Annotated in this window: 18 protein-coding genes; 7 read left to right on the top strand and 11 right to left on the bottom strand. The window is 61.3% G+C overall.

The window, feature by feature from the left end; translation table 11 throughout:
• The 4 genes from ACUUL3_RS15795 to ACUUL3_RS15780 form a co-directional block, all read right to left on the bottom strand.
• A complete protein-coding gene (locus tag ACUUL3_RS15795) occupies positions 1–4,272 on the bottom strand; it encodes a PEP/pyruvate-binding domain-containing protein (protein ID WP_448552974.1) in 4,272 nt (1,423 codons plus the stop codon).
• A gap of 164 nt (positions 4,273–4,436) precedes the next feature.
• Positions 4,437–5,441 carry a type I glyceraldehyde-3-phosphate dehydrogenase gene (gene gap, locus ACUUL3_RS15790; protein ID WP_448552972.1) on the bottom strand — a complete coding sequence of 335 codons (1,005 nt, stop codon included), beginning with the start codon at positions 5,439–5,441 and terminating at the stop codon, positions 4,437–4,439.
• Between the two features lie 41 nt (positions 5,442–5,482).
• A complete protein-coding gene (locus ACUUL3_RS15785; protein WP_448552970.1) occupies positions 5,483–6,316 on the bottom strand; it encodes a hypothetical protein in 834 nt (277 codons plus the stop codon).
• A gap of 7 nt (positions 6,317–6,323) precedes the next feature.
• Complete coding sequence (locus ACUUL3_RS15780; protein WP_448552968.1) at positions 6,324–7,940, bottom strand: glycogen synthase; 1,617 nt, start codon at positions 7,938–7,940, stop codon at positions 6,324–6,326.
• A gap of 304 nt (positions 7,941–8,244) precedes the next feature.
• On the opposite strand from ACUUL3_RS15780, the gene ACUUL3_RS15775 reads away from it, so the two are divergent.
• Positions 8,245–11,025 carry a hybrid sensor histidine kinase/response regulator gene (locus tag ACUUL3_RS15775; protein WP_448552967.1) on the top strand — a complete coding sequence of 927 codons (2,781 nt, stop codon included), beginning with the start codon at positions 8,245–8,247 and terminating at the stop codon, positions 11,023–11,025.
• 112 nt (positions 11,026–11,137) lie between these two features.
• Here the strand turns inward: ACUUL3_RS15775 and aroC are convergent, their stop codons facing one another.
• Together aroC and ACUUL3_RS15765 are read right to left on the bottom strand one after the other, a co-directional pair.
• Positions 11,138–12,193 (bottom strand): chorismate synthase, encoded by a 1,056-nt coding sequence (gene aroC, locus ACUUL3_RS15770; RefSeq protein WP_448552964.1) that lies wholly within the window; start codon positions 12,191–12,193, stop codon positions 11,138–11,140.
• Between the two features lie 8 nt (positions 12,194–12,201).
• Positions 12,202–12,786 carry a shikimate kinase gene (locus ACUUL3_RS15765; RefSeq protein WP_448552962.1) on the bottom strand — a complete coding sequence of 195 codons (585 nt, stop codon included), beginning with the start codon at positions 12,784–12,786 and terminating at the stop codon, positions 12,202–12,204.
• A gap of 267 nt (positions 12,787–13,053) precedes the next feature.
• Between ACUUL3_RS15765 and ACUUL3_RS15760 the strand changes: the two genes are divergently transcribed.
• Positions 13,054–13,665 carry a redoxin domain-containing protein gene (locus tag ACUUL3_RS15760; RefSeq protein WP_448552961.1) on the top strand — a complete coding sequence of 204 codons (612 nt, stop codon included), beginning with the start codon at positions 13,054–13,056 and terminating at the stop codon, positions 13,663–13,665.
• Positions 13,666–13,805: 140 nt separating this feature from the next.
• Here ACUUL3_RS15760 and ACUUL3_RS15755 read toward each other — a convergent pair whose 3' ends face one another.
• The 5 genes from ACUUL3_RS15755 to ACUUL3_RS15735 form a co-directional block, all read right to left on the bottom strand.
• Entirely contained in the window at positions 13,806–15,554 is a 1,749-nt protein-coding gene (locus ACUUL3_RS15755) for a histone deacetylase family protein (protein ID WP_448552959.1), read from the bottom strand.
• Positions 15,555–15,673: 119 nt separating this feature from the next.
• Positions 15,674–16,147 (bottom strand): GNAT family N-acetyltransferase, encoded by a 474-nt coding sequence (locus ACUUL3_RS15750; RefSeq protein ID WP_448552957.1) that lies wholly within the window; start codon positions 16,145–16,147, stop codon positions 15,674–15,676.
• Positions 16,144–17,145, bottom strand: a complete 1,002-nt coding sequence (locus tag ACUUL3_RS15745; protein ID WP_448552955.1) for a D-alanine--D-alanine ligase family protein — start codon at positions 17,143–17,145, stop codon at positions 16,144–16,146. Before ACUUL3_RS15745 ends, ACUUL3_RS15750 begins: the two co-directional genes overlap by 4 nt.
• Positions 17,145–18,128, bottom strand: coding sequence for a D-alanine--D-alanine ligase family protein (locus tag ACUUL3_RS15740; protein ID WP_448552954.1), 984 nt, complete (start codon positions 18,126–18,128; stop codon positions 17,145–17,147). The genes ACUUL3_RS15745 and ACUUL3_RS15740 overlap by 1 nt, the downstream gene beginning before the upstream one ends.
• A gap of 88 nt (positions 18,129–18,216) precedes the next feature.
• Positions 18,217–19,437, bottom strand: a complete 1,221-nt coding sequence (locus ACUUL3_RS15735; protein WP_448552952.1) for a KamA family radical SAM protein — start codon at positions 19,435–19,437, stop codon at positions 18,217–18,219.
• A 618-nt stretch (positions 19,438–20,055) separates the two neighbouring features.
• Here ACUUL3_RS15735 and ACUUL3_RS15730 point away from each other — a divergent pair.
• From ACUUL3_RS15730 to ACUUL3_RS15710, 5 genes are all read left to right on the top strand, one after another.
• Entirely contained in the window at positions 20,056–21,351 is a 1,296-nt protein-coding gene (locus ACUUL3_RS15730) for a nucleoside recognition domain-containing protein (RefSeq protein WP_448552950.1), read from the top strand.
• A 100-nt stretch (positions 21,352–21,451) separates the two neighbouring features.
• The gene (locus ACUUL3_RS15725) at positions 21,452–21,805 is read left to right on the top strand and encodes a hypothetical protein (RefSeq protein ID WP_448552948.1); all 354 of its coding nucleotides are present in this window, start codon (positions 21,452–21,454) and stop codon (positions 21,803–21,805) included.
• Positions 21,802–23,280, top strand: a complete 1,479-nt coding sequence (gene grdC / locus ACUUL3_RS15720) for a glycine/sarcosine/betaine reductase complex component C subunit beta (RefSeq protein ID WP_448552946.1) — start codon at positions 21,802–21,804, stop codon at positions 23,278–23,280. The genes ACUUL3_RS15725 and grdC overlap by 4 nt, the downstream gene beginning before the upstream one ends.
• A 58-nt stretch (positions 23,281–23,338) precedes the next feature.
• Positions 23,339–23,818 carry a glycine/sarcosine/betaine reductase complex selenoprotein A gene (grdA, locus tag ACUUL3_RS15715; protein WP_448552944.1) on the top strand — a complete coding sequence of 160 codons (480 nt, stop codon included), beginning with the start codon at positions 23,339–23,341 and terminating at the stop codon, positions 23,816–23,818.
• 131 nt (positions 23,819–23,949) lie between these two features.
• Positions 23,950–26,901: a PAS domain S-box protein gene (locus ACUUL3_RS15710; RefSeq protein ID WP_448552942.1), complete on the top strand. Its 2,952-nt coding sequence runs from the start codon at positions 23,950–23,952 to the stop codon at positions 26,899–26,901.
• The last annotated feature ends 39 nt before the right edge of the window (positions 26,902–26,940 follow it).

Below are 26,940 nucleotides of genomic sequence, written 5' to 3'. Positions count from 1 at the left end.
TCAGAGCGGCAGGATCTGCACCTCCTCCCGAATGGGGTGACTGCCTTTGAGGAAGAGCCCCTTCCGGCCATCGATGCTGACGGCATCGCCGAAACGGATCTCCTCCCCGCCTATCTCGCAACGCTCCTCACTTTCATAAACCTTCAGGGCGTTGCAGCCCACCACGCAGGTTTTTTCCAGCCGGACTGCGACCACGGCCGCGTGCGAAGTCTGGCCGCCCCGGGCGGTGAGAAGACCGTCCGCCATGGCTATTTCCCTGATGTCTTCCGGCACGGTGTCCTGCCGGATAAGAATGAGCGGGGTTGCCGGCTCCTCCGCCTTGAGGCTGCGGATATTGTCGGCGGTGAACACGGCGCGGCCGGAAAGGGCGCTGCCGGAAACGCCGATGCCGAAACCGAGCAGGGATTGTTCCAGAACCCCGCTCTCCTTGAAGACCGCGAAATTCTCCCGCTTCTTGATGGTGATCATGTCCCGGGTCTGCAGCAAAAAGAGATGATCCGCCTCCGGGCCTTCAAAGGTGAACTCGATCTCCTGGGGGTTCCACCGCTTCTCGTAGACCAGTTCGCGGGACATGGCAAGCAGCTTCTCGTATATCCTCGGGAAACGGCGCTCCAGGGTGTCTGCCTCCGGGCGGCCGTCCAGCTCGGCCTGCTCCACGGAAATGGGCTGGGTAGCGACCAGGCCGCTGACAATGTCCTCGCCCTGATCGCCGGTGGCGTAATCGCCCCAGAGGGCCACCCGGCTCACCTTGCGGTAGGGATGGGCGGTGAAGAGCACGCCGCTGCCCGAATCCGCCCCGAGATTGCCGAAGACCATGGCCTGAACGATGACCGCCGTGCCCCATTCCTCGGAAACGTCCATCAGGGCGCGATACTCCCGGGTCTTGGCCGCATACCAGGAGTTGAGCACCAGCTCCACCGCGCCGGTGAGCTGCAGCCAGGGGTCTTCGGGAATGCCGATGCCGACGCTGCGGATCTTCTTCTGGTATTCCAGGGCCAGCTCCTTCATCTGTTCGGCGGAAAACTCCCGCTTCACCCTGACCCCGTGCCGGGCCTTGGCTTCATCCATCAGCGCCTGGAATGCCTCGCGCTCCAGGCCCTCGGTCATGGCCCAGGACTGCAGGAAGCGGCGGTAGTTGTCCCAGGCCAGGTAATCCACCTGGCAGGAGATTGGATACGCCTGGCCGGAGGAACCCGCATAGTCTTCGGTGATCTCCTGATTCAGCCCCACGTTATGGATGGTGGCCATCATGCCCGGCATGGAGATGGCGGCGCCGCTCCGCACCGAAAGCAGAAGCGGCGCGGCCGGATCCCCGAAACGGCGCCCTGTCCGCTGCTCCAGCTCGGTGAGTGCGCTCCTGATCTGGGCCATGAACTCGTCGCGGGCCTTGTAAAAATCCTTGACCACCGACCAGCAGCGAAAGATTTCCGTGGTGATGATGAACCCCGGCGGCACCGGTTTGTTGTCCAGGGCCAGCACCTTGAGGTTATACCCCTTGTTGCCCAGGAGGATGAGGTTGTTGGTGCGCTGATTCTTCTGGTGCAGGCTGCTGATGGCCCGGTCCGGGTTGTAGGTCATGAGAAGATCGAGATGCTCCTCATCGAGCAGTTCCTTCTGATTTTCCAGGGTCTGGAGGATACGGGTGATGAAGTTGTCCAGATGCTGGAGACCGAAGGTGGAGGCGAAGAGATCGCGCAGGAAGGTTTCGGAAAGGCGGTTGACGTTGCCGGCCAGATCCTCCTTTTCCCAGAGGGAGCGGTACTTTGTCAGCAGGTTCTCCGTGCCGATCTTCGGAACGATGATGGAGAGATTGTTCTGATGGATATTGGTATAGTAGGTGTAGATGACGTCCTTGACCCCCTCGGTGAAGCCCCGAAAGATGTCGAGGTACTGGGTGTAGGAAAAACGCTTGATGTTAAAAGAGCTCACCAGGAGCGACATATAGGTTTCCAGCCGCCGGCTGGTGATGCCGTCGATCTTCAGGGCGCGCAGATAGAGACGCAGGCATTTGACGATGCGGATGAAGGTGGCCCGGGTGATGAAGGAGAGGTTGACGGTGTCGGGCAGCTTTTCCAGGTAGACGTTGGCCAGGTTTTCCAGCCGGAAGGAAAGACTCAGGGCGTCGAACTTCTTCTCCCGGTAACGGCCGTAGACCGAGGGGATGTCCACGGCGATATGCCGCTTGTAGTAGATATCCTCCTTGGCCTCGAATTTCCGCGGGCTGAGAATGATCTCCTTGAGCTCCTCCAGATGGTCGAGCAGGGCGGCGAGGCACTGGAAGGTATCACAGATTTCCAGATCGCCAAGCAGATGCTCCATCTCCGGAAAGCCGGTGTTCGCGGCAAGGCGCAACTGGTGCTTGAGCTCCTGCACGCCCAGGTTGTACTTCTGGTAGCAGAGCTGGTACATCTCGATGAGCAGGGAAAAACGCCTGCCTTCGCCTTCGGGTACGTCCTTTTGCCCGGCAAGCCAGCGCTCGCGGCTTTGACTGTCCCAGCCGAGAAAATCCTCGATCCTGCGCATCCTGCCGAAGGCAAGGGCCCGCTCCATCAGGACGTGAAGATGATCGACAAACGGTCCCTGGGCCGCGACCTCGGCCAGCACCTCCTCGGGCAGGTAGCCGGCAAGGCACTCCTTGTCCCGGCTCTGCCAGAAGCGGAAAATGGACTCGATGAAATCGACGATCCGGTTGCTCGACTCCACATGACTCTGCTTACGCAGGAAATGGACAAGCCGGTCCTTGCGCTTGTGCATCTCGTCAAGTTCGGTGGAAACATCGCGCAGCAGGCCCTCAGCGCCGATCTCGTTGAAAAAGACCGGCATGAGCTTGGTGAACTGTTTGGCCAGGTTGTAGATGGGCTCGATGGGGTGATTGAGAAGCTGCGTGATGTCGCGCTGGAAGAGGTCGGTGTCCTTGACGCAGGTTCCGGTGAGCTTGAGGTTGATGATCAGGGCGGAAAAAAGGGTGGAGCACCATTTGGGCTCCTGCATGATCAGGCTCAGCCAGACCCGGATATTGGCCAGGTGGGCCGGGTTGGCGATGGGCTGCCAGTCTTCGTTCAGGCCCTGGAAATTGGCGTACTGGAAGCCGAAGCGCACCGTTTCCCAGAGAAAGGTCTCCACCAGCCGGCTGTTGCCGCGGTTGAACACCTCGCTGCCCAGCACCTGGATGCACTGCAGGGAGGTGTGCGGGTATTTCCTGACATTGGCCTTGAGGAGCGAGAGGGTGGTGAGCAGGAAGCGCTCGATCTCCTCAAAAGTCTGCTGGCGGATAAGGTGGACCAGGCTGCGGTTGATCTCGCGCAGGGTCTCCTCGTGGATCAGGGCGAGCCCGGCGGTGTCCATGATCCGGAACAGAAAGAGCAGCTTGCGGTTTTCCGCGAAGCGGTCCACGGGTAAGACCTGGGCGTTGGCCTCTTCCCCCAGGTGATCGGGCAGCTCTTTGTAGAGGCGGACGATTTCCATGTGATTGGGCAGGGCGAGCAGCCCGGCCAGGGCCCCCGGTTCCTCGGGACGGATTTCCCGCGCCGCGGCAAGATGTTCCGTAAGCCTGGCGTGGGAGATGGCGGCAAAGAGGGAGCCGGCCCGCCAGCCGGTGCAGAGCTCGCCGCACTGGGCGACAAACCAGGCATGGGGGTCCTCTTCGGAAAGCCAGTACCGGTAGTTGAGCACCAGCACCCGTTGCATGAGCCGGGCCGCGCCGCCGAGCTCAAAGGGGGCGCCGGCTTCGCCCGCCCGGACGGAGAGGCGGGAGACGATCTTTTTCAAGGGGTGATGCCCCTGCACCAGAAAAAGCAGAATCTCGTCGTCCAGGTCATGGAGCTTGCCGAAGCATTCGTCCAGGGCCGCCTGATAGCGGTTAAGGGCCTCGCCGGCAAGCAGCGAGGTCTGTTTGTCCAGATAGGCGAGGAGCCCTTCCATGGAGACGGCCAGCAGCGCCTCGTTCCGGCGGCTTTCCTCCACGGCGGCGAGAAAGATATCGCAGAAGCGGCAGAAGGCCTTGGGCCCATCCTCGTGGCGCAGATAATGGTCGATGTTTTTCAGGACAAAGGATCGGAGTTTGGGGAGAATCAGCTTCCAGTTCCGAAAGGGATGACTGACCTCATAGAGCAGCCCCTCGATGTTCTTGCTGATCCCCTTGAAATTGCTGACGATATCAACCAGGACAAGGAGGGAGTCGTCGATGGTCACCCGCTCCACCGCCGTTTCCAGCAGGTTGGCCTTGAGGGCGTCCGATTCCAGTTCCGGCGGGGTATCGTGGTTGGTGGTCATGGCAATATCCTTGCGAAAGGCCAAAGGGCGCGGCACCACATTTCAAGCTTCGCCATCCGTATGCACCCGTCCATCCCCATGTCGGTTCAACATTAGAAGGGAACGGCCGCCCCATGCCCCGCCGAAGCGCACGGTTGCGGCGTCACCGTTGGCTGCCTTTCCGTTTACAGCGGCTTCTGCTCGTCCATCATCCGGATCAGGTCCAGCACCCGGTTGGAGTAGCCCCATTCGTTGTCATACCAGGAAAGCACCTTGACCGAGGTGCCGATCACCTTGGTGGAAAGGGCGTCCACCACCGAGGAGTGCGGGTTGCCCTGGTAGTCGATGGAAACCAGGGGTTCCTCCGAATAGCCCAGATAGCGGTTGGCCGCCTCCCTCAGGGCCTGGTTCACCTCCGGCACCGTGGTCTCCCTCTCCACCTCCATGACCACGTCCACCAGGGAAACATTGGGGGTGGGGACCCGCACCGCCAGACCGTCGAACTTGCCTTTCAGCTCGGGAATCACCAGGGAGACTGCGGCCGCGGCCCCGGTCTTGGTGGGGATCATGGACATGGCCGCGGCCCGGGCCCGGCGCAGGTCGTTGTGCGGAAAATCGAGGATACGCTGGTCGTTGGTGTAGGCATGCACCGTGGTCATCAGTCCGGTCTTGATGCCGAAACGGTCGAGAATCACCTTGGCCACCGGCGCCAGGCAGTTGGTGGTGCAGGAGGCGTTGGAAAGGATGTGGTCCTCCATGGGGTCGTACTCGTCTTCGTTGACGCCCATGACGATGGTCTTGACCTTGCCCTTGGCGGGCGCGGAGATCACCACCTTTTTGGCGCCCGCCTCCAGGTGCAGGGAGGCCTTTTCCGAATCGGTGAAAAGGCCGGTGGACTCGACGACATAATCGACGCCCAGGCTGCCCCAGGGAATGTCGGCAGGGTTGCGGTGGTTAAAGATCCGCACCGCTTTGCCGTCGACGCTGATCCCCTCCTCGCCGGCCAGCACGTTTTTCCCGTACACGCCCATCACCGAGTCGTACTTGAGAAGATGGGCCAGAACGGCGTTGCTGGTCAGGTCGTTGATGGCGACCACTTCAATGTCCTTAAAAAGCGGATCCTTTTCCAGGGCGCGAAAGATGTTGCGCCCGATGCGGCCAAAACCGTTGATTCCTATCCGTATCGCCATTGCTGCCTCCTTTTCCGGGTTTTACAGTCGAAAGAAAATCCTTATGCGCAGATATTGTCCGGACCCTTGCGCAGTTGCGCTTCTTGCCGGGCAAGTGCCTGCATGCGGCAGGCCTGGTGCCTGGCCTCATGGCAGTCCGGGTTGATGGCCAGGGCCTTGAGATAGGTTGCCTGGGCCTTGGCGTACCAGTCTCCCTCCTGGTAGCTGCGGGCGGCGGTGCAGAAACCGTATTCCGGCCCCTGCGGAAACATATCGGCCAGGAGATCTTCCAGGGACTCGGACCAGAGCTCCTGCGGAATCTCGGGGTTCTCCACCAGATAGCGGAGCAGGATCGGGTTGTCGGCCTGGGCGAGCAGCATGGTGCGGAGCAGATAATTGGCCCGACCGAACATGAAGCCCAGGCTTTCCATCTGGTGCTCGATTTCAGATATGGTCCTCTCCATGAAGCGCTGACACCCCACTCCGCAGAACTTCGCCGAACCGCCATGCCTGTCCTTCATGGTTTCGGCGAGGGGCGCGTAATACTGGAGCATGTAACTGTTCTCCTTGAGCTTCATGGCCTCGTGGAAAATGGAGCCGAGCAGCCAGTCCAGCAGGCAGCCGTTCAGGTCCGCCTGCGGATCGGCGTCGCGCCAGAGCTGATGGCAGCGGTCCTTGAGATCCCAGAGCCGGCCCTTGCGATTCTCGGTGCCGACCAGATGGTCGATCTCGGCGAAGGAGACCGCCCGGTTCGCGGTGTAGTGCCCATAGAGGGTGCGGAAGCGGCAGAAGGTTTCCGAGAACCCCTTGAACATGTTTTTCAAAAAAAGGCTGCGCCGCTCTTCAAACCATCCGTTGCGCCTGCCCGGCTCTTCCGGCTTCAAGGAATGCACCATGGTCTTCTCATTGTACCTGGGCCAGCGCCTCCTGATAAAGGGTTAAATAGCGGGCAAGCACTTTGTCCCAGGTGTAGCGCTCGTTGATCAGCCTTACCGCCGCCTGCTGCATCGTTTTGATCTGCTCCGGCCTGTGGCGAAAGGTCTGCATGGCCTTCTGCATGGCGCCCATGAGGGCGGCGGATTTGTGCTCCTTGTAGGTGAAGCCGGTGCAGCCGTCCACCACCTTGACCAGACCGCCGATGTGGTGCACGATGGGCAGATTGCCGAAGAGCTGGGCGATGTAGTCGGTGAGGCCGCAGGGCTCGTAGCGCGACGGAATCAGGAAAAAATCGCCTGCCGCATAGATGCGGGTGGCAAGCTGCTGGTCGTAGCCGCGCAGCAGGCAGATCCGCCCCCTGTTTTTCGGGGAGAGCGCCAGCTTGGTCAGTGCCTCTTCGATCTCCTTGCTGCCGGAACCCTGAATCAGGGTCTGAAAATTCTGGTCCAGGGGCAGCAGGGTTTCAAGAGCGCCGAGCAGCTTGTCCACCCCCTTCTGGGAGGAGAACCGGCCGACAAAGGTGAAGAGCGGGGTATCCGGCGCATCATCGAGAGTGCCGATCTGCCGCACCGTGGCGTATTGCTGCCGGGCCAGATCACGAAGCAGGCTCTGTCTGCATTTCCGCTTGCCGGAAAGATCGCCGGCGGCCGGGGAAAAAGCGGCGGCCAACCCCAGGGCCTTTGGCCTGGTCGGGTCGAAGTCCGCCGGGTTGATGCCGTTGGTCACGCCCTGCAGGATGACGCCGCGGGCCAACAACCGATGGCCGAGCCAGCCGGTGAGTTCGTCATCATCGGTTTCCCGCAGCTCCCGGGCATAATTCTCGCTCACCGCGTTCAGCACCGCATAGGGGGAGGAAACCAGAAAGGGGTCGAATTTGCCGTCCAGGAGATTGTTGTCGATCAGCTTGGCGGGCAGCCCGGTGATCGCCTGGGCAAAGGGCAGATCCCCCACCTCCTGATGGTAGCCGATTCCGGCGTTGTGGATGGTCACCACGCACCCGCTCCTGGCGAAATAATGGCGATAGCCTTCCATTTCCCGGACCAGGGCCGGGAGAATGGCGGTATGGCCGTCATGGCAGTGGATGATATCCGGCCGCTCGTTCAGACGAATCATCAGAGCCACGGCGGCTTTCTGCAGCAGCAGGTTCATGGCGAAATAATCGTAATGGCCAGCCCCCTGATGATGGAACGGATTCACGGCCTCCTCCTCGGCGGTATAGGTATAAACGCTCTTTTTCTCCAGATAGCGGGCCGCGTCGATGAGGTAGAGGGTGAGGGAGCCGCCGGTTCCGGCCAAGGCCTTTTCCTTCCGGGCAAAGACCCGGACATACTCCCGCCGGGCCTCGCCTGTATAATCCATGTCGACCTCAAAGGAGAGGGCCAGAGGGGAAAAGCCGAGCCGCCGGGGGTCCATGAAGCCGTACAGGGGCAGAACGACGCTGACCTTTCGCCCGGCGCGGCCCAGGGCCTCGGCAAGCTGGCGGGCCACGTCCTTGACGCCGCCGGCGCCGGCCAGGCCGTCATATTCGCGGCTCAACATCCAGATGTTTTGGATCGTGCGCTCCGGCTGTTTTTTCGTGCTCATGTTCTTTCCGTATTCTTTTTTTGGTTCGCGGGGCGGGAATCGCGCCGTCATGCCCGGAACAAGGTTTCCGCCGCGCGAAAAAACCTATGCAGAAGTTATAGTATACAGAGTCGTACCGCTCCGCAACGACGAAAAACGGGCCGAGCGGCTGAAAACCATTGCCTGAATTTCATCCCCCGCATATAAAAAGATCAGGATCCCGAGCCATGGGGGCCAACCATTTTCCAGACATCCGGCGCTCCGTATCCCGGGCATGGCAAAAGAACGTTTTCCCCTTTCCGGCACGACGGACATGAGCGGACCCATGGACAAAAACCTTCCGGCCGTTTCCCGCGGCAGCATGTTGCCGGCCGTCCTTCTCCTCTCCGGCCTGCCCTTTCTCCTGGCGGGACTCTTCCCCTCCCTGGGCCAATTCACCATCGAGCCCAGCCGGTATCTGATCTTTCACAATGTGGCGGAATTTTTCAGCATCATGGCCTTTTTCTCAATCTTCGGGCTGGGCTGGTTTTCCCACGAACAATCCCGCGATACCCATGCCCTCTTCCTGAGCGCCGCCTTCCTGGTCATCGGCCTCGTCGATTTCCTGCATACCATGAGCTATGCAGGCATGCCGGATTTTTTCACTCCAAATTCCCCCAACAAATCCACCCAGTTCTGGATAGCGGCCCGGCTCTTCTCCGGCCTCGCCTTTTTCGCCAGCTCCTGCATCCATCAGAATACGCGCCGACTCTGGCTGTGCAAACCCGTCCTCCTGCCGGCCGCCTTCTCCTTTTGCGCCTGTGTTTTCGCCACCGTCATATTTTTCCCGGACGCTCTTCCGGCAACCTTTGTCGAAGGCGTCGGCCTGACCCCGTTCAAGAAGGGAGCGGAATATCTGATCATCGCCCTCTTCCTCGCCGCGGCTTTTTCCTACTGGCGGCGCTGGCGCAAAAGCGGCGAGCGGCTGCTGCTCCTCTTTGTCGCCGCGCTTCTGATCAGCGCCGCAAGCGAGCTGGCCTTTGCCGCTTACCAAAGCGCCTTCGACACCTACAATGTCCTGGGACATCTCTACAAGATCATTGCCGGATTCTTCTTTTACCGGGGCATCTTCGTTTCCACCATCGCCACGCCGTACAGGAATCTTCTCGCCAGCGATCACAACCTCAGACAGGAGGTCCGCGAACGCGGAGAGGCGGAAGCGGCGCTGCGGGAAAGCGAAGCCTTTCTGAATTCCGTTATTGAAAACATTCCGGACATGATCTTCGTCAAGGAGGCAAAGGAGCTTCGCTTTGTCCGTTTCAACCGGGCCGGAGAGGAGTTGCTCGGCTACCCCCGGCAAACCATGATCGGCAAGAACGACCATGATTTATTCCCGGCCGCGGAAGCGGACCTGTTCACGGCCAAGGACCGGGAAGTGCTCGCCGGCGGCGAGGTTGTTGACATTCCGGAAGAAACGATCCTGACAAGGGATAAAGGCGAGCGCATCCTGCACACGAAAAAAATGCCCCTCCTGGATGACAATGGCAATGCCGCCTATCTGCTCGGAATCTCCGAGGACATCACGGAACGGAAAAAAGCAGAGGAGGTTCTTGCCCGGGCGGCGGCGGAATGGTCCGCGGCCATGGACGCCTCCGACGACGCCATTTACCTGCTTGACCTTGACCGGCGCCTGCTCCGGGCCAACAAGGCCTTTTACCGCCTGACCGGCAGCAGCGAGCAATCCGCAATCGGCCGCCACATAACCAGCATTATCCATCCCCAGGGAGAAAAGACCCCCTGCCCGGTCTGCCAGGCCCAGGATGCACAGACGGACGCCCTCCTCACCATGGAGGCCGACCACCCGGATAACCCCACCGGCAAGCCCATCGAGGTCTCGGTCAAGGTGGTGCGGAATCAGGCCGGTAAACCGGTCAGCATCCTGATGAGCCTGCATGACCTCAGCAGTTCCCGAAAGATAATCGCGGAGAGGGCGGCCCTGGAGGCCCAGCTCCGGCAAGCGCAGAAAATCGAGGCCCTGGGCACCCTGGCCGGCGGCATTGCCCACGATTTCAACAACATCCTCACGCCCATTCTCGGCTATTCCGAGCTTACCCTGGAAAACCTGCCGCCGGAAAGCCCCCTCCGCCAGGACCTCGCCCAAGTCATCACCGCCGCGAACCGGGCCAAGGAACTGATCAAGAACATTCTCACCTTCAGCCGACAACGGGAGCATGACCTGCTGCCTTTGCGGCTCCAATACGTGGTCAAGGAGGCCCTCAAGCTGCTGCGCGCCTCCATCCCCGCCACCATCGAGATCCGCCAGGATATCGCCCCCGACTGCGAGCCGGTCCTCGCCGATCCTGTCCAGGTCCATCAGGTGATCATGAATCTCTGCACCAATGCCTATCACGCCATGCGCGACACCGGCGGCACCCTCACCATCTCCCTGCAACAGGTCGAGCAGCCGACCGGGATGCCCACGGGCTCCTATCTCCGCCTTGAGGTGCGGGATACCGGCCCCGGGATTCCCGCCTCCCTGCGGGAACGGATTTTCGAGCCCTATTTCACGACCAAGGCCAAGGAGGAAGGGACCGGTCTCGGCCTTGCCATCGTCCGCAACATCGTGAAAAATCTCCACGGCGAAGTGATGCTGGAAACCTCGCCGGGCCAGGGGGCCAGCTTCGTCATTTTTCTCCCCACCATCCACGATGCCGGGCCGGCGGAACAAAGCCCAGCGGTCGCCCTTCTGCCACGGGGCACGGAAAGAATACTCCTGGTCGACGATGAGGAAGTGGTTTTGAAGATGGAGAGAAAGCTGCTGGAACGGCTGGGTTACACGGTGCATTCCTTCAGCGGCGGCCAGGAGGCGCTGGCCGCCTTCCGGGACAATCCGGACGCCTTTGATCTCGTCATCACCGACATCACCATGCCGAAACTCACCGGCAAGGATCTGGCCAGGGAAATCCTCGCCCTCCGGCCGCGGATGCCCATTGTCATGTGCACCGGCTTCAGCCAGCTCGTCAATGCGGAGGAGGCCCAGGCCCTCGGCGTCCGCCAGTTCATCATGAAGCCGGTGATCATGAGCGATTTTGCCGTGGCGGTGCGCAAGGCCCTCCTCGACGGCTGAAGACGGGTCCGGCTCGCGCAGGACCTGCCGCTTATCAATCCGTTGATAAACCATCCCCGGCTTTTTCAGCGACAGATTCCGTGCCGCCGACAGCCCGTTTTTCAAGAGGCTGTCAGGCGATGGCCTTCTGCCTGAGCAGATGATCGGCCAGGGTCAAAGCGACCATGGCCTCGCAGACCGGGATGATCCTGGGAATGGCGGAAATGTCGTGGCGGCCGCCCACCTTGATGGTCACCGGCTCGTTGGCCAGATTGACGGTCTGCTGCTCGCGGCCGATGGAGGGGATGGGCTTTACCGCCACCCTGGCCACGATGGCGTCACCGTTGGAGATGCCGGCCAGAATGCCGCCGCTGTTGTTGCTGGCGAATCCCTCCGGGGTGATGACGTCGTTGTTCTCGGAGCCACGCATGGCCGCAGCGGCAAAACCGGCGCCGATCTCCACTCCCTTGACCGCGCCGATGGACATCAGGGCGCAGGCCAGGGCGGCATCGAGCTTTTCAAAAACCGGCTCGCCCAGGCCGGCCGGGCAGCCCTGCGCCAGAATTTCCACCACTCCGCCCAGGGTGTCGCCCTCCCTGCGCACCTCCTCCACGTGGGCGAGCATCTCGGCCGCCACCTCGTTGTCCGGGCAGAAAAGGGCATTTTCCGCAATATCCTCCAGATAGCGCTTGCCGACCTTGACCTTGCCCATGGCCACGGTGTAGGCGGTCACCGAGATGCCGTGCAGGCTGAGCAGCTTCTTGGCCACCGCGCCCGCCGCCACCCGGCCCACCGTTTCCCGGGCCGAAGCGCGGCCGCCGCCCCGGTGATCGCGGAGGCCGTACTTTTTCAGATAGGTGATGTCCCCGTGCCCGGGGCGGAAGATATCTTTCAGCTGGTCATAGGATTTGCTGTGGGCATCCTTGTTGAAGACCGCGAGCGAAATGGGGGTGCCGGTGGTTTTTCCTTCAAAAATTCCCGAGAGGATTTCCACCTGGTCCGGCTCCTTGCGCGGGCTTGCCGCGGGCCCACCCTTGCCGGGCCGCCGCCGTTCCAGTTCCTGCTGGATATCTTCGCTGGAAAGAGGAATGCCGGGGGGGCAGCCGTCCACGGTGGCGCCCACCGCGGTGCCATGGGATTCGCCCCAGGTGGTGACCCGAAAAAGAGAGCCAAAGGTGTTTCCGGCCATTGTTGCTCCTAACAGTATATATGCGATTTGGGGAGGGAGGCTTTCACCTTGCGCAGGAATTTCTCATCCGCAAGCGCCTGTTCGATTATTGCCACAATTTGCTCAGCGGTTTTGTCGCTGGTATCGATGGTGAGATGCGAGCCTTTTTCATAGAGGGGGTCCCGCTCGGCCAGGACCAAAGCCACCTCGGTGTAGATGTCCGTACCGGTGAGGGAGGGCCGCTGGCCGCTGCTTTTGGCGTCATCGGCGAGCCGCCGGCAGATGGTGTCGATGTCCGCGCTCAGCCAGACGCTTAGCCCGGTCTGCTGGATCTGCTGCCAGACCCCCTGGTGGAGAATGGCCCCGCCGCCGGTGGAGATCACCACGTTCTTGCGGCAGACCAGTTCCGCGAGCAGATCACGCTCAAGAGCCCGGAAATAATCCCAGCCCCTCTCGGCGACAATCTCCCGGATGGGGCTCCCTTCCCGGGCCTCGATCAGCTCATCCATGTCGATGAATTCAAGCTGGAGGCGCTCGGCAAGCAGCAGGCCGATGGAACTTTTGCCCGTGGCCCGGTAGCCGGTCAGGATTATTTTATGTCTCGGATCAAACATATTAGGAGTATTTACGGGAAAGAAGGGGCAGGTGTCAAGCAGGGATCACCCCCTTTCCCTGTGCCTGGCCTGCTTTCTTGCCGGAGCCTGGCGTTCTTTTTCAAATTGCCGCCGCAACCCATTGAAATGGTATACAATTTAAAAAAAATCCAATATCGGACAAAAATGGTTTGACTTCAGAAGCAGCAAGTGATAATTATTATCAAAAATGAGACGCTGATTTCACTTCCTTTTTCCAGATACAACAGATACGAAAGGAGATCCGACATGGGCGAGAATTGTTGCGGGTGTTTGCAGGTTGGCCAGAGTGTCCCGAACTTTGAAATGGATACCTACGAGCCCACCGATTACGGGTTTGGCAAAATTTCCCTGGAAAAGCTGAAAAAGGATGGCAGGTGGACCATCCTGGTCTTCTACCCTGCCGATTTCACCTTTGTCTGCTCCACCGAGCTGGGCGACCTGGCCGACGAGTACGAAAATATCAAGGCCGCGGGCGGCGAGGTGATCACGGTGAGCACCGACACCGTCTACACCCACCTGGCCTGGAAACGGGAAGAGAAATTCCTGCAGAATGCCAAATACCCCATGGCGGCGGATCCCACCGGCACCGTATCCAAGCTGTTCGGCGTTTATGATCACGGGACCGGCCTGGCCCTGCGCGGCACCTTCCTCATCAGCCCGGAAGGCCGGCTGGCCGCCTCGGAAGTGAATTTCTACAACGTCGGCCGCAATGCCAAGGAACTGCTCCGCAAGCTCAAGGCCTGCGTGTATGTGGCTGCCCACCCCAACGAGGCCTGCCCGGCCCGCTGGGAAGCCGGCGCCAAAACCCTGACCCCGGGCGCCGATCTGGTGGGCAAGGTATACGACGCCCTCAAGTAGGGGGTCATTTTCAGACAGGCGTTACCCTCTCCTCAGCCGCCGTCCCGGCAGATGAGGAGAGAATGCTTTCTTTCTCCTTCTCTCTCTCCAAGAAGCCCCTTTGCCCCTCCCCGGGAAAGGGGCTTTCCTTTTCTGCCGACTCAGCTTCGATTTTCCCCGTGCATGCCTGCCCAGAGACCCAGAAAAAAATGACGGGCATTGGCGCCCAGCGAACGGGTCCGGTATCCCCCTTCCTGCACGACCAGGGTGGGCAGGCGCAGGCTGCCGAGCATCCGGCCGTTTTCCTCGAAATCGGCGGCCGTGAGCGACCAGGTGCCGGTGGGATCCTTTTTGGCCGGGTCAAGCCCCAGGGCCACCACGAGAAAGCGCGGCCTGAAGATGCTGACCCGCCTGCGCGCCCGGGCAAGCACCCGCCGGTAGCCTGCGCCGTCCAGCTCCTCGGGCAGGGGATAGTTGCGATTGAAACCCCGGCCCTCACCCTCGCCCACCTCCTCGCTGAAACCTGAAAAATAAGGATAGGCAAAACTGGGATGCCCGTGGATGGACAGGGTGAGCACATCGCTGCGCCGATAAAAGATATCCTGGGTGCCGTTGCCATGGTGGTAATCGATGTCAAGCACCGCCACCCTGCCGTGACGGCTCAGATAATTGGCGGCGATGGCCGCCGAGTTGAAGTAGCAGAACCCGCCGAAAACCTTCCTTTCGGCATGATGGCCGGGCGGCCGCACCAGGGCATAGCTCAGCCGGTAGCCCTCCTCCAGGAGCTGCGCCGCGGTCAGGGCGCAGTCCACCGCGCCCCTGGCCGCCCGGTAGGCGTTGTGGTTCAGGGGAGTGAAGGTGTCGAAGCAGAAATACCCCGCCCGCACCGGCAGATCCTTGGGCGGACGGGCCGCGTTACGAATGGGGAAGACATAGGGGTAGACCGATTTGCCCGGCTCAAGGCGGGTGCAGACCTGCTTGAGATATTCGACAAACTTTGGCTCATGCACCTTTTTGATGTGCCCCTCGGGAAAATGACGGGCCGGCCTGCGGTCGAAGAGGCCGGTCCCCTCGATGCCCCTCAGGATCGAGGCGATGCGCACCGGCGCCTCCACGTAGCCCCGTTCATGGACATGGTGGATATCGTGCTTTTCGTTGACGATGAGGGCGATCTCCTTATCCACGAACTTGACCTGCGGCACCCGGAGAGGCTCCTTCCGGATATAACGGGGAGCGCGCCGCCGCACCGGATCGTCACGAAAGGAATCCACCACCATCTCGATATAGCCGGCCGGGCAATCCTTGCCGTACTTGCGGTTGAGGATGGCGCGCACGATCTCGCGGGCCGTGTCCCTGGCCAGGGGCCTGCCGGTGCCGAGGTCGTCGTAGACCAGATAGGGGGGGCAGTCATACTCCGGCCTGAGCGGCGTTTCGTAGGCGGTGTTGATGATGGGCAGGGCGCCATAGCGTTCGTAGAACCGGAGCCGGGCCCGACTCTGCTTCACCGCGTCCGGATCGGCGCAGATCCTCGGATCGTCGGGCAGACATTCCATCAAGATGCCGGGCACGCCCAGAGTGCGCGCCTCATCCCGGACCCGCTCGTAGAGGGCGCCGCCGATGCCGCCGGCCGCGGCCCTGGGGTCCACGGAGATGAAGTCGAGAAAGCAGAAGGAAAGATCCGGGGCATGATTGAGCAGGGCAAAACCCTTGACCCGCTGTTTCATGTCGTCGGCAATGAAGAGGATGGTGCGGAATCGGTACTTGAGGGGATCGGAGAGCTTGCGGGCGAGGCTTGCCACCTCGCTTTCCGGCACCGCTGAAAACTGGCTGCGCAGGATCCGCTGCACCTGCGCGATGGCCTCGCGGTCGATGGTCAGGGTATTGTCATAGATCCGGCGGATACGAAACATGACGGCCTCGCAAGGGAGAAGAAAAGATCAACCGGTCCGAACCATCAGTTACGGACCCGCAGGGATGGCCGTCGCAGGCACGTCCTGGGCGATTTCAACAACCATGTGTCAAGCCCGGCTCAGAACGCCTTGAGATAGATCACCTTGTCGTCGCCGTCCCGGTAAAAATCGACAAGAACGCAGGCCACCCGATAGCCGTTTTTCTCATAGAAACTGCGGGCCCGGTCATAACCCGGGGTGGAGGAGGTGTCCACATAGACCCTGACCGGGCCGGCAGCGGCAAGGTCCTCCTCCATGCGGGCAAGGAGGAGGCGCCCCACCCCCTGTCTGCCCAGGGCCGGGTCCACCGCCACCCAGTAGAGGTCGAAGCGGCGGTCGGTCATGGGGATCTCCCCGTAGCAGATGAAGCCGATCACCTGTTCCGCCTCGCCCAGCGCCACCAGGATCCGGTAATCGTTTTTCTCCGGATTCAAGGTGTCGTCGATGACCTCCATGGCCACCTCCACCTCCTGGGCATTGAAGTTATCCTGCTTGCGCACCAGAGTCAGCAACTGGCCGCGGTCTTTATCGGCAATGGGCCGGATGGTGATCATAGGGGAACCCGCATGGCGACAAAACGGATGAATTCGCCGACCATCTCCGTATAGTTCATCTTGCTTTCCGCCACGGCGGCGGCAAAGCCTGCGTCCGGACTCAGGCAGGGGTTGGCGTTGATCTCCAGGATGTTGATCCGGCCTAAAGCATCGAGCCGCAGGTCCACCCGGCCGTAATCGCGCAGGCCGAAGAGCGCGAAGCTGTCCCGGGCCACGCGGCGCATGGCCCGTTGCAGGGGCTCCGGCAGGTTATCCGGAAAATAGCGCGGAGTATGGTGATATTCAAAGGACTCCTCGTCCCACTTGGCCTTATAGCTGACGATGCGGTGCAGATCGGGAGGAAAGGCGGAAAAGTCGATCTCAGCCAGCGGCATGACCCGGGGTTTGGGATAGCCGAAGAGCGCCACGTTGAACTCCCGACCCGCCACGTACTCCTCGACCAGGATCGCGCCGTAGCGGGCATGGAACTCCTCCAGCCGGGCAAGAAATCCCTTGCTGCTGCGCAGCACCGACTCCTGTTCGATGCCGATGCTGGCATCCTGGAAGCGGGGTTTCATGATCACCGGAAAATTGAGGCTGCCCGCCCGCAGCACCTCGCCGCCCTCGTAGAGGAAAAAGGGCGGGGTGCGGATGCCGGAGGCCGCCAGCAGCCGTTTCACCGTGAGTTTGTCCGTGGAGAGCAGCAGGGCCATGGCCGAAGAACCGGTGAAGGGGATGCGCAGCAGCTCAAGCACTGCGGCCGGGTGCCCGACAAGGAGCGGATCGTCATTCACGGACTCGCAGAGGTTCACGGCCACGGCTATGGCTTCCTCGCGCACCCGGGCGACAAAAGCGGCCAGATCCCGGGAAAAGGGGATGCGTACGCTGGGAATCGCCAGTTCAGCCAGGGATGCCTCGATGGCCTCCACCTGGACCAGCACGTCCACCGAGGATTCCCAGTTCGGTTCTCCCTCGGGGACAGGCTGGTTATGGATGATGCCGACCTTGAGGTGGTGCATTATTGAGCAAGCCCGTTTCTTTTGATGGCCGCGGCCACGATCCCGTTGAGCAGTTCCTGGTAGGAAATCCCGAATTTGCCGGCGATGATGCAAAGGTCCGAATGCTCCGGGTGCAGGCCGGCCAGGGGGTTGACCTCGATGAAATTCGGGATGCCCCCGGCGTCGGAGCGCAGGTCCACCCGGCCGCCGTCCTGGCAGCCCAGGGCATGCCAGGAGGCAAGGGCGGTCTCCTCCGCTCTTTTCGCCTCCGGATCGCCGACCTTCCGGTATTCCACCAGCTCTTCGCAGAACTCCTTATTGTGATAGGAGTAGACGTCCGGCTCGGAGTTCGCGAGCAACACCACCTCCATCACCCCGATGGAGCGGGCATCCTTGCCGTTGCCGACAATGCCCACGGTGAACTCGCGGCCGGGCAGAAAAGTCTCCACCAGCACCGGCTGCCTGAAGGTCGCCAGCAGATCGGCGCAGGTGGCTCGGAGTTGACCCGGATTCACGATCTTGGAAGCCGGGGTCACGCCCTTGCCGGTTCCTTCCGCCACCGGCTTGGCAAAAACCGGGTAGGGCAAAGCCACCTTCTCCGCGTCCGCGACGGTTTTCACCACGGCAAAAGCCGGGGTGGGAATACCATGATCCCGGATCACATGCTTGGTCATGCCCTTGTGCAGGGTGAGTGCCAGCACCAGGGGATCGGAAAAAACATAGGGGATCCGGTGCGCATCGAGCAGGGCCGGCACCAAAGCCTCGCGGCCGAAGCCGTACAGCCCCTCGCTGATGTTGAAAACCAGATCCCAGCGCTCGCCGGCGGAAAGCCTGGGCATCAGGCCCATGAGGTTGCCGATGCGGACGGGTTCATGCCCCATGCCGCGGATGGCGTTCTCGATGGCGTCGATGGTCGATTCCCGGTCAAATTCAGCGGTCTCCTCCTCGCCATAGCCCATGGCGAGGTAGTCGGACCGCAGGTCATAGGTCATCCCGATACGCATTTTCAAGCCTTATTTCTGTTTTGGAAGTTATCGTTTCGCAAGGAAGAGCCGGCCCGCCCCAGGCAGGACAAGCCGGCCTTTTCGCCTCTCAGCTGTTGTGGGAGACCGCCCCGATCACATCGGGATAGCGGTAGACATTGCCCTCGTAATTCTTGATCAGAAGGTCATTGCCGTCCCTGCCCACCACGGTTTCCGGAATCAGCGGGATCTTGCCGCCGCCGCCGGGGGCGTCGATGACATAATTGGGCACCGCATAGCCGGTGGTGTGGCCGCGCAGGCCCTGGTAGATCTCCAGCCCCTTGGAAACCGAGGTGCGGAAATGGGCCGAGCCCATGATGGGATCGCACTGGTACAGATAGTAGGGCTTGACCCGGATCTTGACCAGGCCGTGCATCAGCTTGCGCATGGTTTCCACGGAATCGTTGATGCCGGCGAGGAGCACCGTCTGGCTGCCCAGGGGAATGCCGGCGTCGGCCAGCATGGTGCAGGCGCGGGCGGCTTCCGGGGTCAGCTCGTCCGGATGGGTGCAATGGATGCTCATCCAGAGGGGATGGTATTTTCTGAGCATGGCGGTAAGCTCCGGCGTGATGCGCTGGGGCAGGACGATGGGCGCCTTGGTGCCGATGCGGATCATCTCCACGTGCGGGATCCGGCGCAGACGGGCAAGCAGCCACTCGATCTGTTCATCCGGCATGGTCAGGGGATCGCCGCCGGAAAGCAACACGTCGCGGATGGCGGGATTGGCGGCGATATAGGCAATGGCCTTCTGCCAGCGGGCGAGGCTGTGGCCCTTGCGCTTGCCCACCATGCGGGAGCGGGTGCAGTAACGGCAGTAGCTCGAACAGTAATCGGTGGCCAGAAAAAGCACCCGGTCCGGATAACGGTGCACCAGGCCAGGCACCGGGCTGTGACCATCCTCGCCCAGGGGGTCGTGTTCCTCTCCCTGGGAAACGAGCAGTTCGCTCACCGTGGGCACCATGGCGCGGCGGATCGGCTGCCCGGGATTGTCAGGGGAGATGAGGCTGGCGTAATAGGGGGTCACCGCCAGGGGAAGGGTGGCGCCGTTGAAGGCCATGGCCTGCCGCTCGCTGTCGGAAAGGTCGATGATCCTGCCGAGTTTTTTGAGGCTGGTGATGCGGTTGCGCAATTGCCAGCGCCAATCGTTCCAGTCTTGTTCTGATGCGGTGGGGAAGTGGCGTTGCCGGAAGGTGAGAGCGGGTGCCTGGGCGGGGAAAGCGCAGACGGATACGCTTTGGCGACAACCTGGAGGTTCTTCGGACTCTTCGACACAGACTACTTTCTGGTACATTGCTTTTCTCCTTGAATAAAAGCGCAGCAGGTTTGGTGGTGATCCGGCTTAACCGTGGTCAGACAGCACAGGCAACCGCCCTGTCAGGACGAGCTGGCCTGACGGATTGTGGCGGGAAAGCGCAAAAATGAGGGGCAATGGGAAAAAACCTTTGGGACAGCGTAAAAATGGCCATGGAAATAACCAGTAATTTTAGGCTGTTACAGAGACCAGCGAAATGCGGATCAACTATTTCAGTTGATCCATCATATGATCACCTTGCAATAAAGTGTCAAGAAAAAAAAATGGCTGCCAATTTTTTTTCAACATGCTGTTTTTGCGACATTTTTGTGAAAACACATTGAAAAAGGCCGCCAAGGGGAAAAAACGGCCGACCGACCGGCGCCGCCTTCCGTCCGGGGTCATTGCCCCGGACGGACAAAATCCCCCACCCCGAGAGGCTTTGTCGCCCCTTTGCAAGCCCGGCCGCAAACAGGCCGCAATTTAGCCTGGCTTTTTCGTTACGGGTATGCTTCCCTGTCTGCACAGGAGAAAACAGCAGGGGCAGCGGGGCGGACACCGCCGCTGGCCCATGGTTCTCCTCGCGCCGGCAACCCGTTACCAGAAAGGGATTTGGAAATGAAGCAAAAACCTTCCGCCATTAATATCATCTGGCTTACCATGGTGGTGCTCGCCACGGTGACCGCCGCCTATACCGGCGAGATGGAAGCGGTCACCAAGGCCTCCTTTGAATCGGCAAAGGCCGCCGTGACCCTGGCCATCGGCCTGATCGGCCCCATGGCCATCTGGCTCGGCATCATGAAGGTGGCCGAGGCGGGGGGCCTCATGCGGATCATCGCCCGCGCGGTGCGACCGCTCATGGTCCGCCTCTTCCCCGATGTACCCCACGACCATCCGGCCATGAGCGCCATGATCATGAACATGGCCGCCAACGCCTTGGGCCTTGGCAATGCGGCCACGCCCATGGGGATCAAGGCCATGCAGGAACTGGACAGGCTCGCCCCGGAAAAGGGCACCGCCACCAATGCCATGTGTCTTTTTCTCGCCATCAACACCTCAAGCGTCACTCTGCTGCCCCTGGGGGTGATCACGGTGCGGGCCGCCGCCGGCGCGGCAAGCCCGGCCGCCATCTTCATCCCCTCCCTCTTCGCCACCTGCTGCTCCACCCTGGTGGCCATCGCGGCGGCGAAATTCCTTGCCGCCCGGGAGCCCGCCCCGGCCCCCGGCGAGTACGAAAAGACCGAAACCCTCGCCGCGCCAACCGCGGAGGCGCAGGAGCTCAGCCCACCCGGCCGGGCGGGCAGGCTCTTCATCTGGTTGCTGATCCTGGCCTTTGTCGGCGGGGCGATCCATCGCTTCAGCGTGAGCCCGGCGCCCCTGACCTTTTCCGCCGACAGCCTCAACACCATCTCCAACTGGCTGATCCCGGTGCTGCTCTCCGGCCTTCTGATCTTCGGCTATCTGCGCGGGGTTAAGATCTACGAAACCCTCACCGACGGCGCCAAGGAGGGGTTTTCCACCGCGGTGCGGATCATCCCCTTCATGGTGGCGATCTTTGTCGCCATCGGCATGTTCCGGGCCAGCGGCGCCATGGAGATCCTCATCTCCCTCCTCACGCCGCTCACCGAGGCGGTGGGCATGCCTGCCGAGGCCCTGACCATGGCTTTCTTGCGCCCCCTTTCCGGCAGCGGCGCCTTCGGGCTCATGAGCGAGATCGTCCAGCAGGCGCCGGACAGCTTCCTCGCCGCCCTGGTTTCGGTGATGCAGGGCTCCACGGAAACCACCTTCTACGTGCTGGCCGTTTACTTCGGGGCGGTGGGCATCCGCCGCACCCGCCATGCCCTGCCCGCCGCCCTCTTGGCCGATGCCGCCGGCATCATCGCTTCGGTGGCGATCTGCAATCTTTGGTTTTAACCGCCTTTTTTAGGGGCAGCCGCTTTTCTTTTTCCGCGCCGCCGGCTAAGCTGAAAGAAGTCCCGCCGCAAAAACGCACTCCGCCATGAGGCTTTGCTGCATGAAATGGAGCCAGAAGCCGTACTATCTCTTCTCCTTCGCCATCGCCCAGGTGATTCTCGTCGCCTTTCTCGCCTGCGCCCAAGGCCGGAAAAAGGAGGAGCACCCACGGGAATCGGCAGGCCGCCGCGCAAGCAGAGCGGAGCTTCATCCCCTGATGCCCCCCACCTTCAAGCGCCTACTTAAAAATCACTTTCGCCAGGTCCATTTCCGTCTTCCCGAAGGCGGCAGCCTCCAGCGCATGCGCCTGCCGGAACAATTCGCCGACAACATCCTCGCCGCCAAGACAGCCTGGAGAAACAGCTTCCGGTTCCACGAGCCAAGCCCAGCGCGGACGGAGAGAATTACCAGATGAACCATTTCCAGGTTCTCAAAAACGTGGCCTACTGCCTGGCCCATGTGCCGGAGCTGGTCTGCCACGGTTCAAAGCCACGGCGCGAGATCAGCCGCGACCCAGGGCTGGAAAACGCCATCCGCGCGCACTTGCGCGGCTATGCGCAGGCGGTCTGCTATCCGCCCAACCAGACCTTTCTCGGCAACCTCAGGCCCGAAGCGCTGGCCAATCTGCCCCGGCCCTGGTTTACAAAAACCTGCGGCAAACAGGAGACGGAACAACAGCGGCGCGGCCCTTTTGGCGAAATTGTCGACCAAACGCTTTTTTACGCCCTGCTCAGGCGGGCCGACATCCTCAAGCCGCCGCTCTTTGCCCTGGCGGGCAGGGAGGAGGCGACACTGGAAAAAAGCCTTGCCGGCCACCCTCTTTTTGGCGGCCAACCGGAACCTGCCGCCAACAAAGAGCAGGCGGACCAGCAGCAAGGAACCCAGCATGCCCCGGCCCTGCCCCTGACGCTCTCCGGCCGCACCATCGGCTTTTTCCATGGTGACGAACGGGCGGAGGGCATGGATGATGACAACCTCGCCCCCCATATCCTGCTTGAGGCGCTCTGCGGCAAGGCATCAGGCGCCCTGGCCCTCAGGTGGCTCCTGCAACGGGAGGATCTTGCCCCGAGCGGGATCGATTGCGTGATCAGCTGCGGCGAGGAGGCCTGCGGCGACCGCTACCAGCGGGGCGGCGGCGGCATGGCCAAGGCGATGGCCGAGATGTGCGGCTGCCTCAACGCCTCGGGCTTCGACCTCAAGAACTTCTGCGCGGCTCCGGCCAACGCCCTGGTCGTCGCCGCCGCCCTGGTCAAGGCCGGCGTCCATGCGCGGGTCGCCGTGGTGGGCGGCGGCTCGCTGGCCAAGCTGGGCATGAAATTCCAGGCTTTTCTGGCGCATGGCATGCCGATTCTTGACGATTGCCTGGCCAGCATGGCCTTCCTGGTCACGGCCGACGACGGCGTAAATCCCGTCATCCGCATGGCCCCCGGGGCGGTGGGCAAGGTGCCGGTCGGGGCAGGCAGCAGCGACGAGGCGGTCTTCCGCCACTATCTCCTTGAGCCTCTCGCCGCCCTGGGCCTGGGCCTTACCGACATCGACCGCTTCGCGCCGGAGCTGCAGAATCCGGAAATCATGGAATTTGCCGGCTCCGGAGACGTGGCGGCGAAAAACTACCGCAAAATCGCCGCCATGGCCGTAATGGACGGCCAGCTCAACAAAAAGGAGATGACAGCCTGGCTCACCCGGGTCGGCATGCCGGGCTTTGCCCCGACCCAGGGCCACATCCCCTCGGCGGTTCCCTATCTTGGCCATGCCCGGGAGGCCATGCTCAAGGGCGAAATGACCCGGGTCATGTTTCTGGCCCGGGCCAGCATCTTTTTAAACCGCTGCACCAGCATGCTGGACGGGGTCTCCTTTCTGCTGGAAAGAAACCCCGGCGGCCGCGGCTGAATAAAGGGAAAATTTCGAGCCGGCCGTGGCAAAACAACACGCGCCAGGGAGGGAAGCCATGCTCAAGGGGAAAAAAGTGATTGTTTTCGGCGAACGCGACGATATTGCCGGAAAAACGGTGAGCACCTGCCTGCGCGCGGCCGGGGCGGACATCGTTTACGAGGCCACGGCCTGCTTTGTCTGAACCTCCGCCGGCGCCGTAAGTCTTACGGAACAGGAAGCGGTGAAGAACCTGGCCGCCCGCTACGGGGTGGAAAATCTGCTGGTGGTTTTCGGGCTCAACCAGCCTTTTGCCCTGCGGATCATGGCCAAAACCTTCAGGGATGGCGACCCGAGCTATGCCGGACCCCTGGCCGGGGTGGCCCTGGGCCTGAAGAGCTACCACCTTCTTGAGCTGAAGGACGAGATTCCGCCCGAAGTCTGGCAGACCGAGATGGCCCTCCACGAACTGGAACTCACCGAAGAAGCCGTGGCGGAGATTCTGGCCGCCCTGGGGGAAGCCAGGGGCGAGCAGCCCCCGCATACTATTCCTTTGTAATTCTCCGAACTATTCTATATTCTGAAAGGCGATCCGCGTCCCCCCCGCATCCTGGCCGGCAGAATCCCGGCCGGCTTCTTATCCGGGGCGCGGCGGCTGTCCGGAAAGGTTTCAAGGAGTTTGCCCCCTCTATGAGCATGAAAAAGCGTTTTGTCGCCATTCCCCTCCTCATCATCCTGACAACCCATCTCCTCTTCCTCCTCTATTCCGCGGTGAAGAAACAGACCCTGGACGAATTCAACTCCCTGCAGATGGTGTACGCCAAACAGGCTGCCACCGGCATCGAAAACCTCTTCGGCCGTTTTTCCCACGAACTCTCCTACCTCGCCGAGATTGACGATATTGTCCGCTGCACGGACAGAGGCAAAACGCTCATGGAGCTCTTCTTCCGGAAAAACAAGGACGCTCTTTTCGGCATAACCCGCATGGATGCGCAGGGGATCATCCGTTACACCTTCCCGGTCGCGGAAGGGGCGGTTGGCGCCAGCATTGCCGGGCAGCCCCACGTGGCCGAGCTTCTCAAGAACAAACAACCGGTGGTGAGCGACGTTTTTGCCGCGGTGCAGGGTCCGCTCTGCATCGCCCTGCATGTCCCGGTCCTGCGCGACGGCGTCTTTGCCGGCAGCCTGGCCCTCCTGATCCCCTTCGACAAAATCGCCAGGGAGTATCTGGCCCCCATCCGCATCGGCTCGACAGGCCAGGCCTGGATGATCAGCGAGGGGGGCAGGGAGCTGTATGCCATGAAGCCGGGCGATGTCGGCAAAAGCATCTTCGAAACCCACAGGAACTCGCCCTCGCTGCTCTCTGTCTCCCGGGAGATGATGCTGGCAAAGGAAGGGGTCGGCTCCTTTCTGCTGCCCGCCCCCGCATGGTCCGCCGGCTCGCAAAAGCAAGTATTGCACCATGCCGCCTATGCCCCTGCCCGCCTGGGCAATACCATCTGGGCCATCGCGGTTTCCACGGCGGAGCAGGAAGTGCTGAAAACCATGGAGCGATTCAGAAGCAAATGGCTCTTTCTGTTCGGGGCCCTGCTCCTCGGCGCCCTGACTTATGCCGGCCTGATCCTCAAGGCCTGGGCCGCGACGCGGGAGACCGACAAAAGAAAAAGAGCCCTCGACGCCCTCAAAAAAAGCAGGCGGGATTACAGACAGCTGGTCGAGAGCGCCAACAGCATCATTCTCCGCTGGGACCCCAACGGCGACATCCTCTATCTCAACCCCTACGGCCTGGATTTTTTCGGGTTCAGCGAACAGGAGATCATCGGCAGAAACGTGATGGGTTCCATTGTTCCGGAAACGGAAACGTCCGGCCGGGACCTGAGCGTGATGATCGAGGACATCCTGCACTACCCGGGCAAGTACAAGAACAACATCAATCAGAACTGCAAACGGTCCGGGGAACGGGTCTGGATTTCCTGGACCAACGAGGCGATTCTTGGCCCGGACGGGGGACTTGCCGAGATCCTGAGCATCGGCAACGATGTCACCGCCTTGAAAAAGGCCGAAGCGGCCCTCTCCGCGGAAAAGGAATTTACCGACTTCGCCCTAAACGCCCAGCCCGACAGCTTTTTCGTTTTCAACAGCTCCTCGGGCCGGGCCGTGCGCTGGAACAAGGCTTTTCGCGAGGCCTGCGGCTACAGCGATGCGGAAATCGCTCAACTTCTGGCCCCGCACAGCTATTATCGCGACGAGGATCTCCAGAAAGCGGAAGAGGCCCTGGTGGATCTCTATCTGAACAAAAGCGCCACCTACCAGTTGCAGCTTCTCACCAAGAAAGGCGAGACCATCCCCTTTGAATACCATGCCACCCTTTTTGAGGATGGCAAGGACAAGGAAAAATTCGTTGTTTCCATCGGCAGGGATATCTCGGAACGCATTCGCGCGGAAGAGGAAAAGGAGAAACTGGAGATCGACCTGCGCCAGGCGCATAAAATGGAGGCCATCGGCACTCTGGCGGGCGGCATCGCCCATGATTTCAACAACATTCTCACCGTGATCCTCGGCTATGCCGAACTGGGCAGGCGTTTCTCCCAGGGCCAGACCAAACTCAGCGAATATCTGGAGCAGATCTCCAAGGCCACCCACCGGGCCAAGGAGCTGGTCAACCAGATCCTCGCCTTCAGCCGGAAAAGCGAAAGCAAGCTGCGGCCCCTGTCGCTTTATCCCCTTGCCCACGAAGCTCTGCAGCTCCTCCGCTCCTCCATTCCCTCCTCCATCGAGATCGTCTCGGATCTCGACATGGAATGCGGCATCACCCTGGCGGACCCCACCCAGATCCAGCAGATCATCATGAACCTCTGCACCAATGCGGTGCATGCCATGGAAAAGGAAAGCGGCCAGCTCGGGGTGATTCTTGCCCGCCGGAAATTCAGCAACAGGCGCCTTGACACCGAAGACATCACCATCTCCGGCGATTTTATCGAACTGTGCGTGAGCGACACCGGCCATGGCATGGACGAGGAAACCATGGAACATATCTTTGACCCCTATTTCACCACCAAGGAAGTGGGCAAAGGCTCGGGCATGGGGTTGTCGGTGGTGCACGGCATCGTCCATGGCCTTGGCGGCACGATCAGGGTTTCCTCCAGCCCGGGCAAAGGTTCCGTGTTCCGCATCTACCTGCCGGTTGTCGACGCGCCTGCCTCCGAAGCCAACGAGGAGAGTGAATTGGCCGATCTTCTGCCTCCCGGGCGGGAGCGGATTCTTTTCGTGGACGACGAAAACGCCATCGTCGATATCCACAAGGTCTTCTGGGCTGAACTCGGTTATGCCGTGGAGGCGGTCACGGACAGCCGCACCGCCCTGCAAAGGTTCCAGGCCACGCCGCATCGCTTCGATCTGGTGATCACGGACCAGACCATGCCGAATCTGTCCGGGGCGGACATGGCCGTGCAGATGCTGCGCCTCCGCCCGGAATTGCCCATTATTCTCTGCACGGGTTACAGCAACGTCATTTCCGAGGAAGATGCGCTCAGTCTGGGGATCAGAAAATTTATCATGAAACCGGTGGGTCTGCAGGAGTTGGCCAAACTGGTCCGGGAAATCTTCGAAGCGAAGGAGACGCCCCCGGCGGGACGGACATGAGGCAGCCCCTTGCCCCGGTCCTTGTCAACGGACGGGGGC

It is taken from the genome of Thiovibrio sp. JS02 (assembly GCF_053485635.1).
This window is presented reverse-complemented; position numbering and strand designations above follow the sequence as displayed.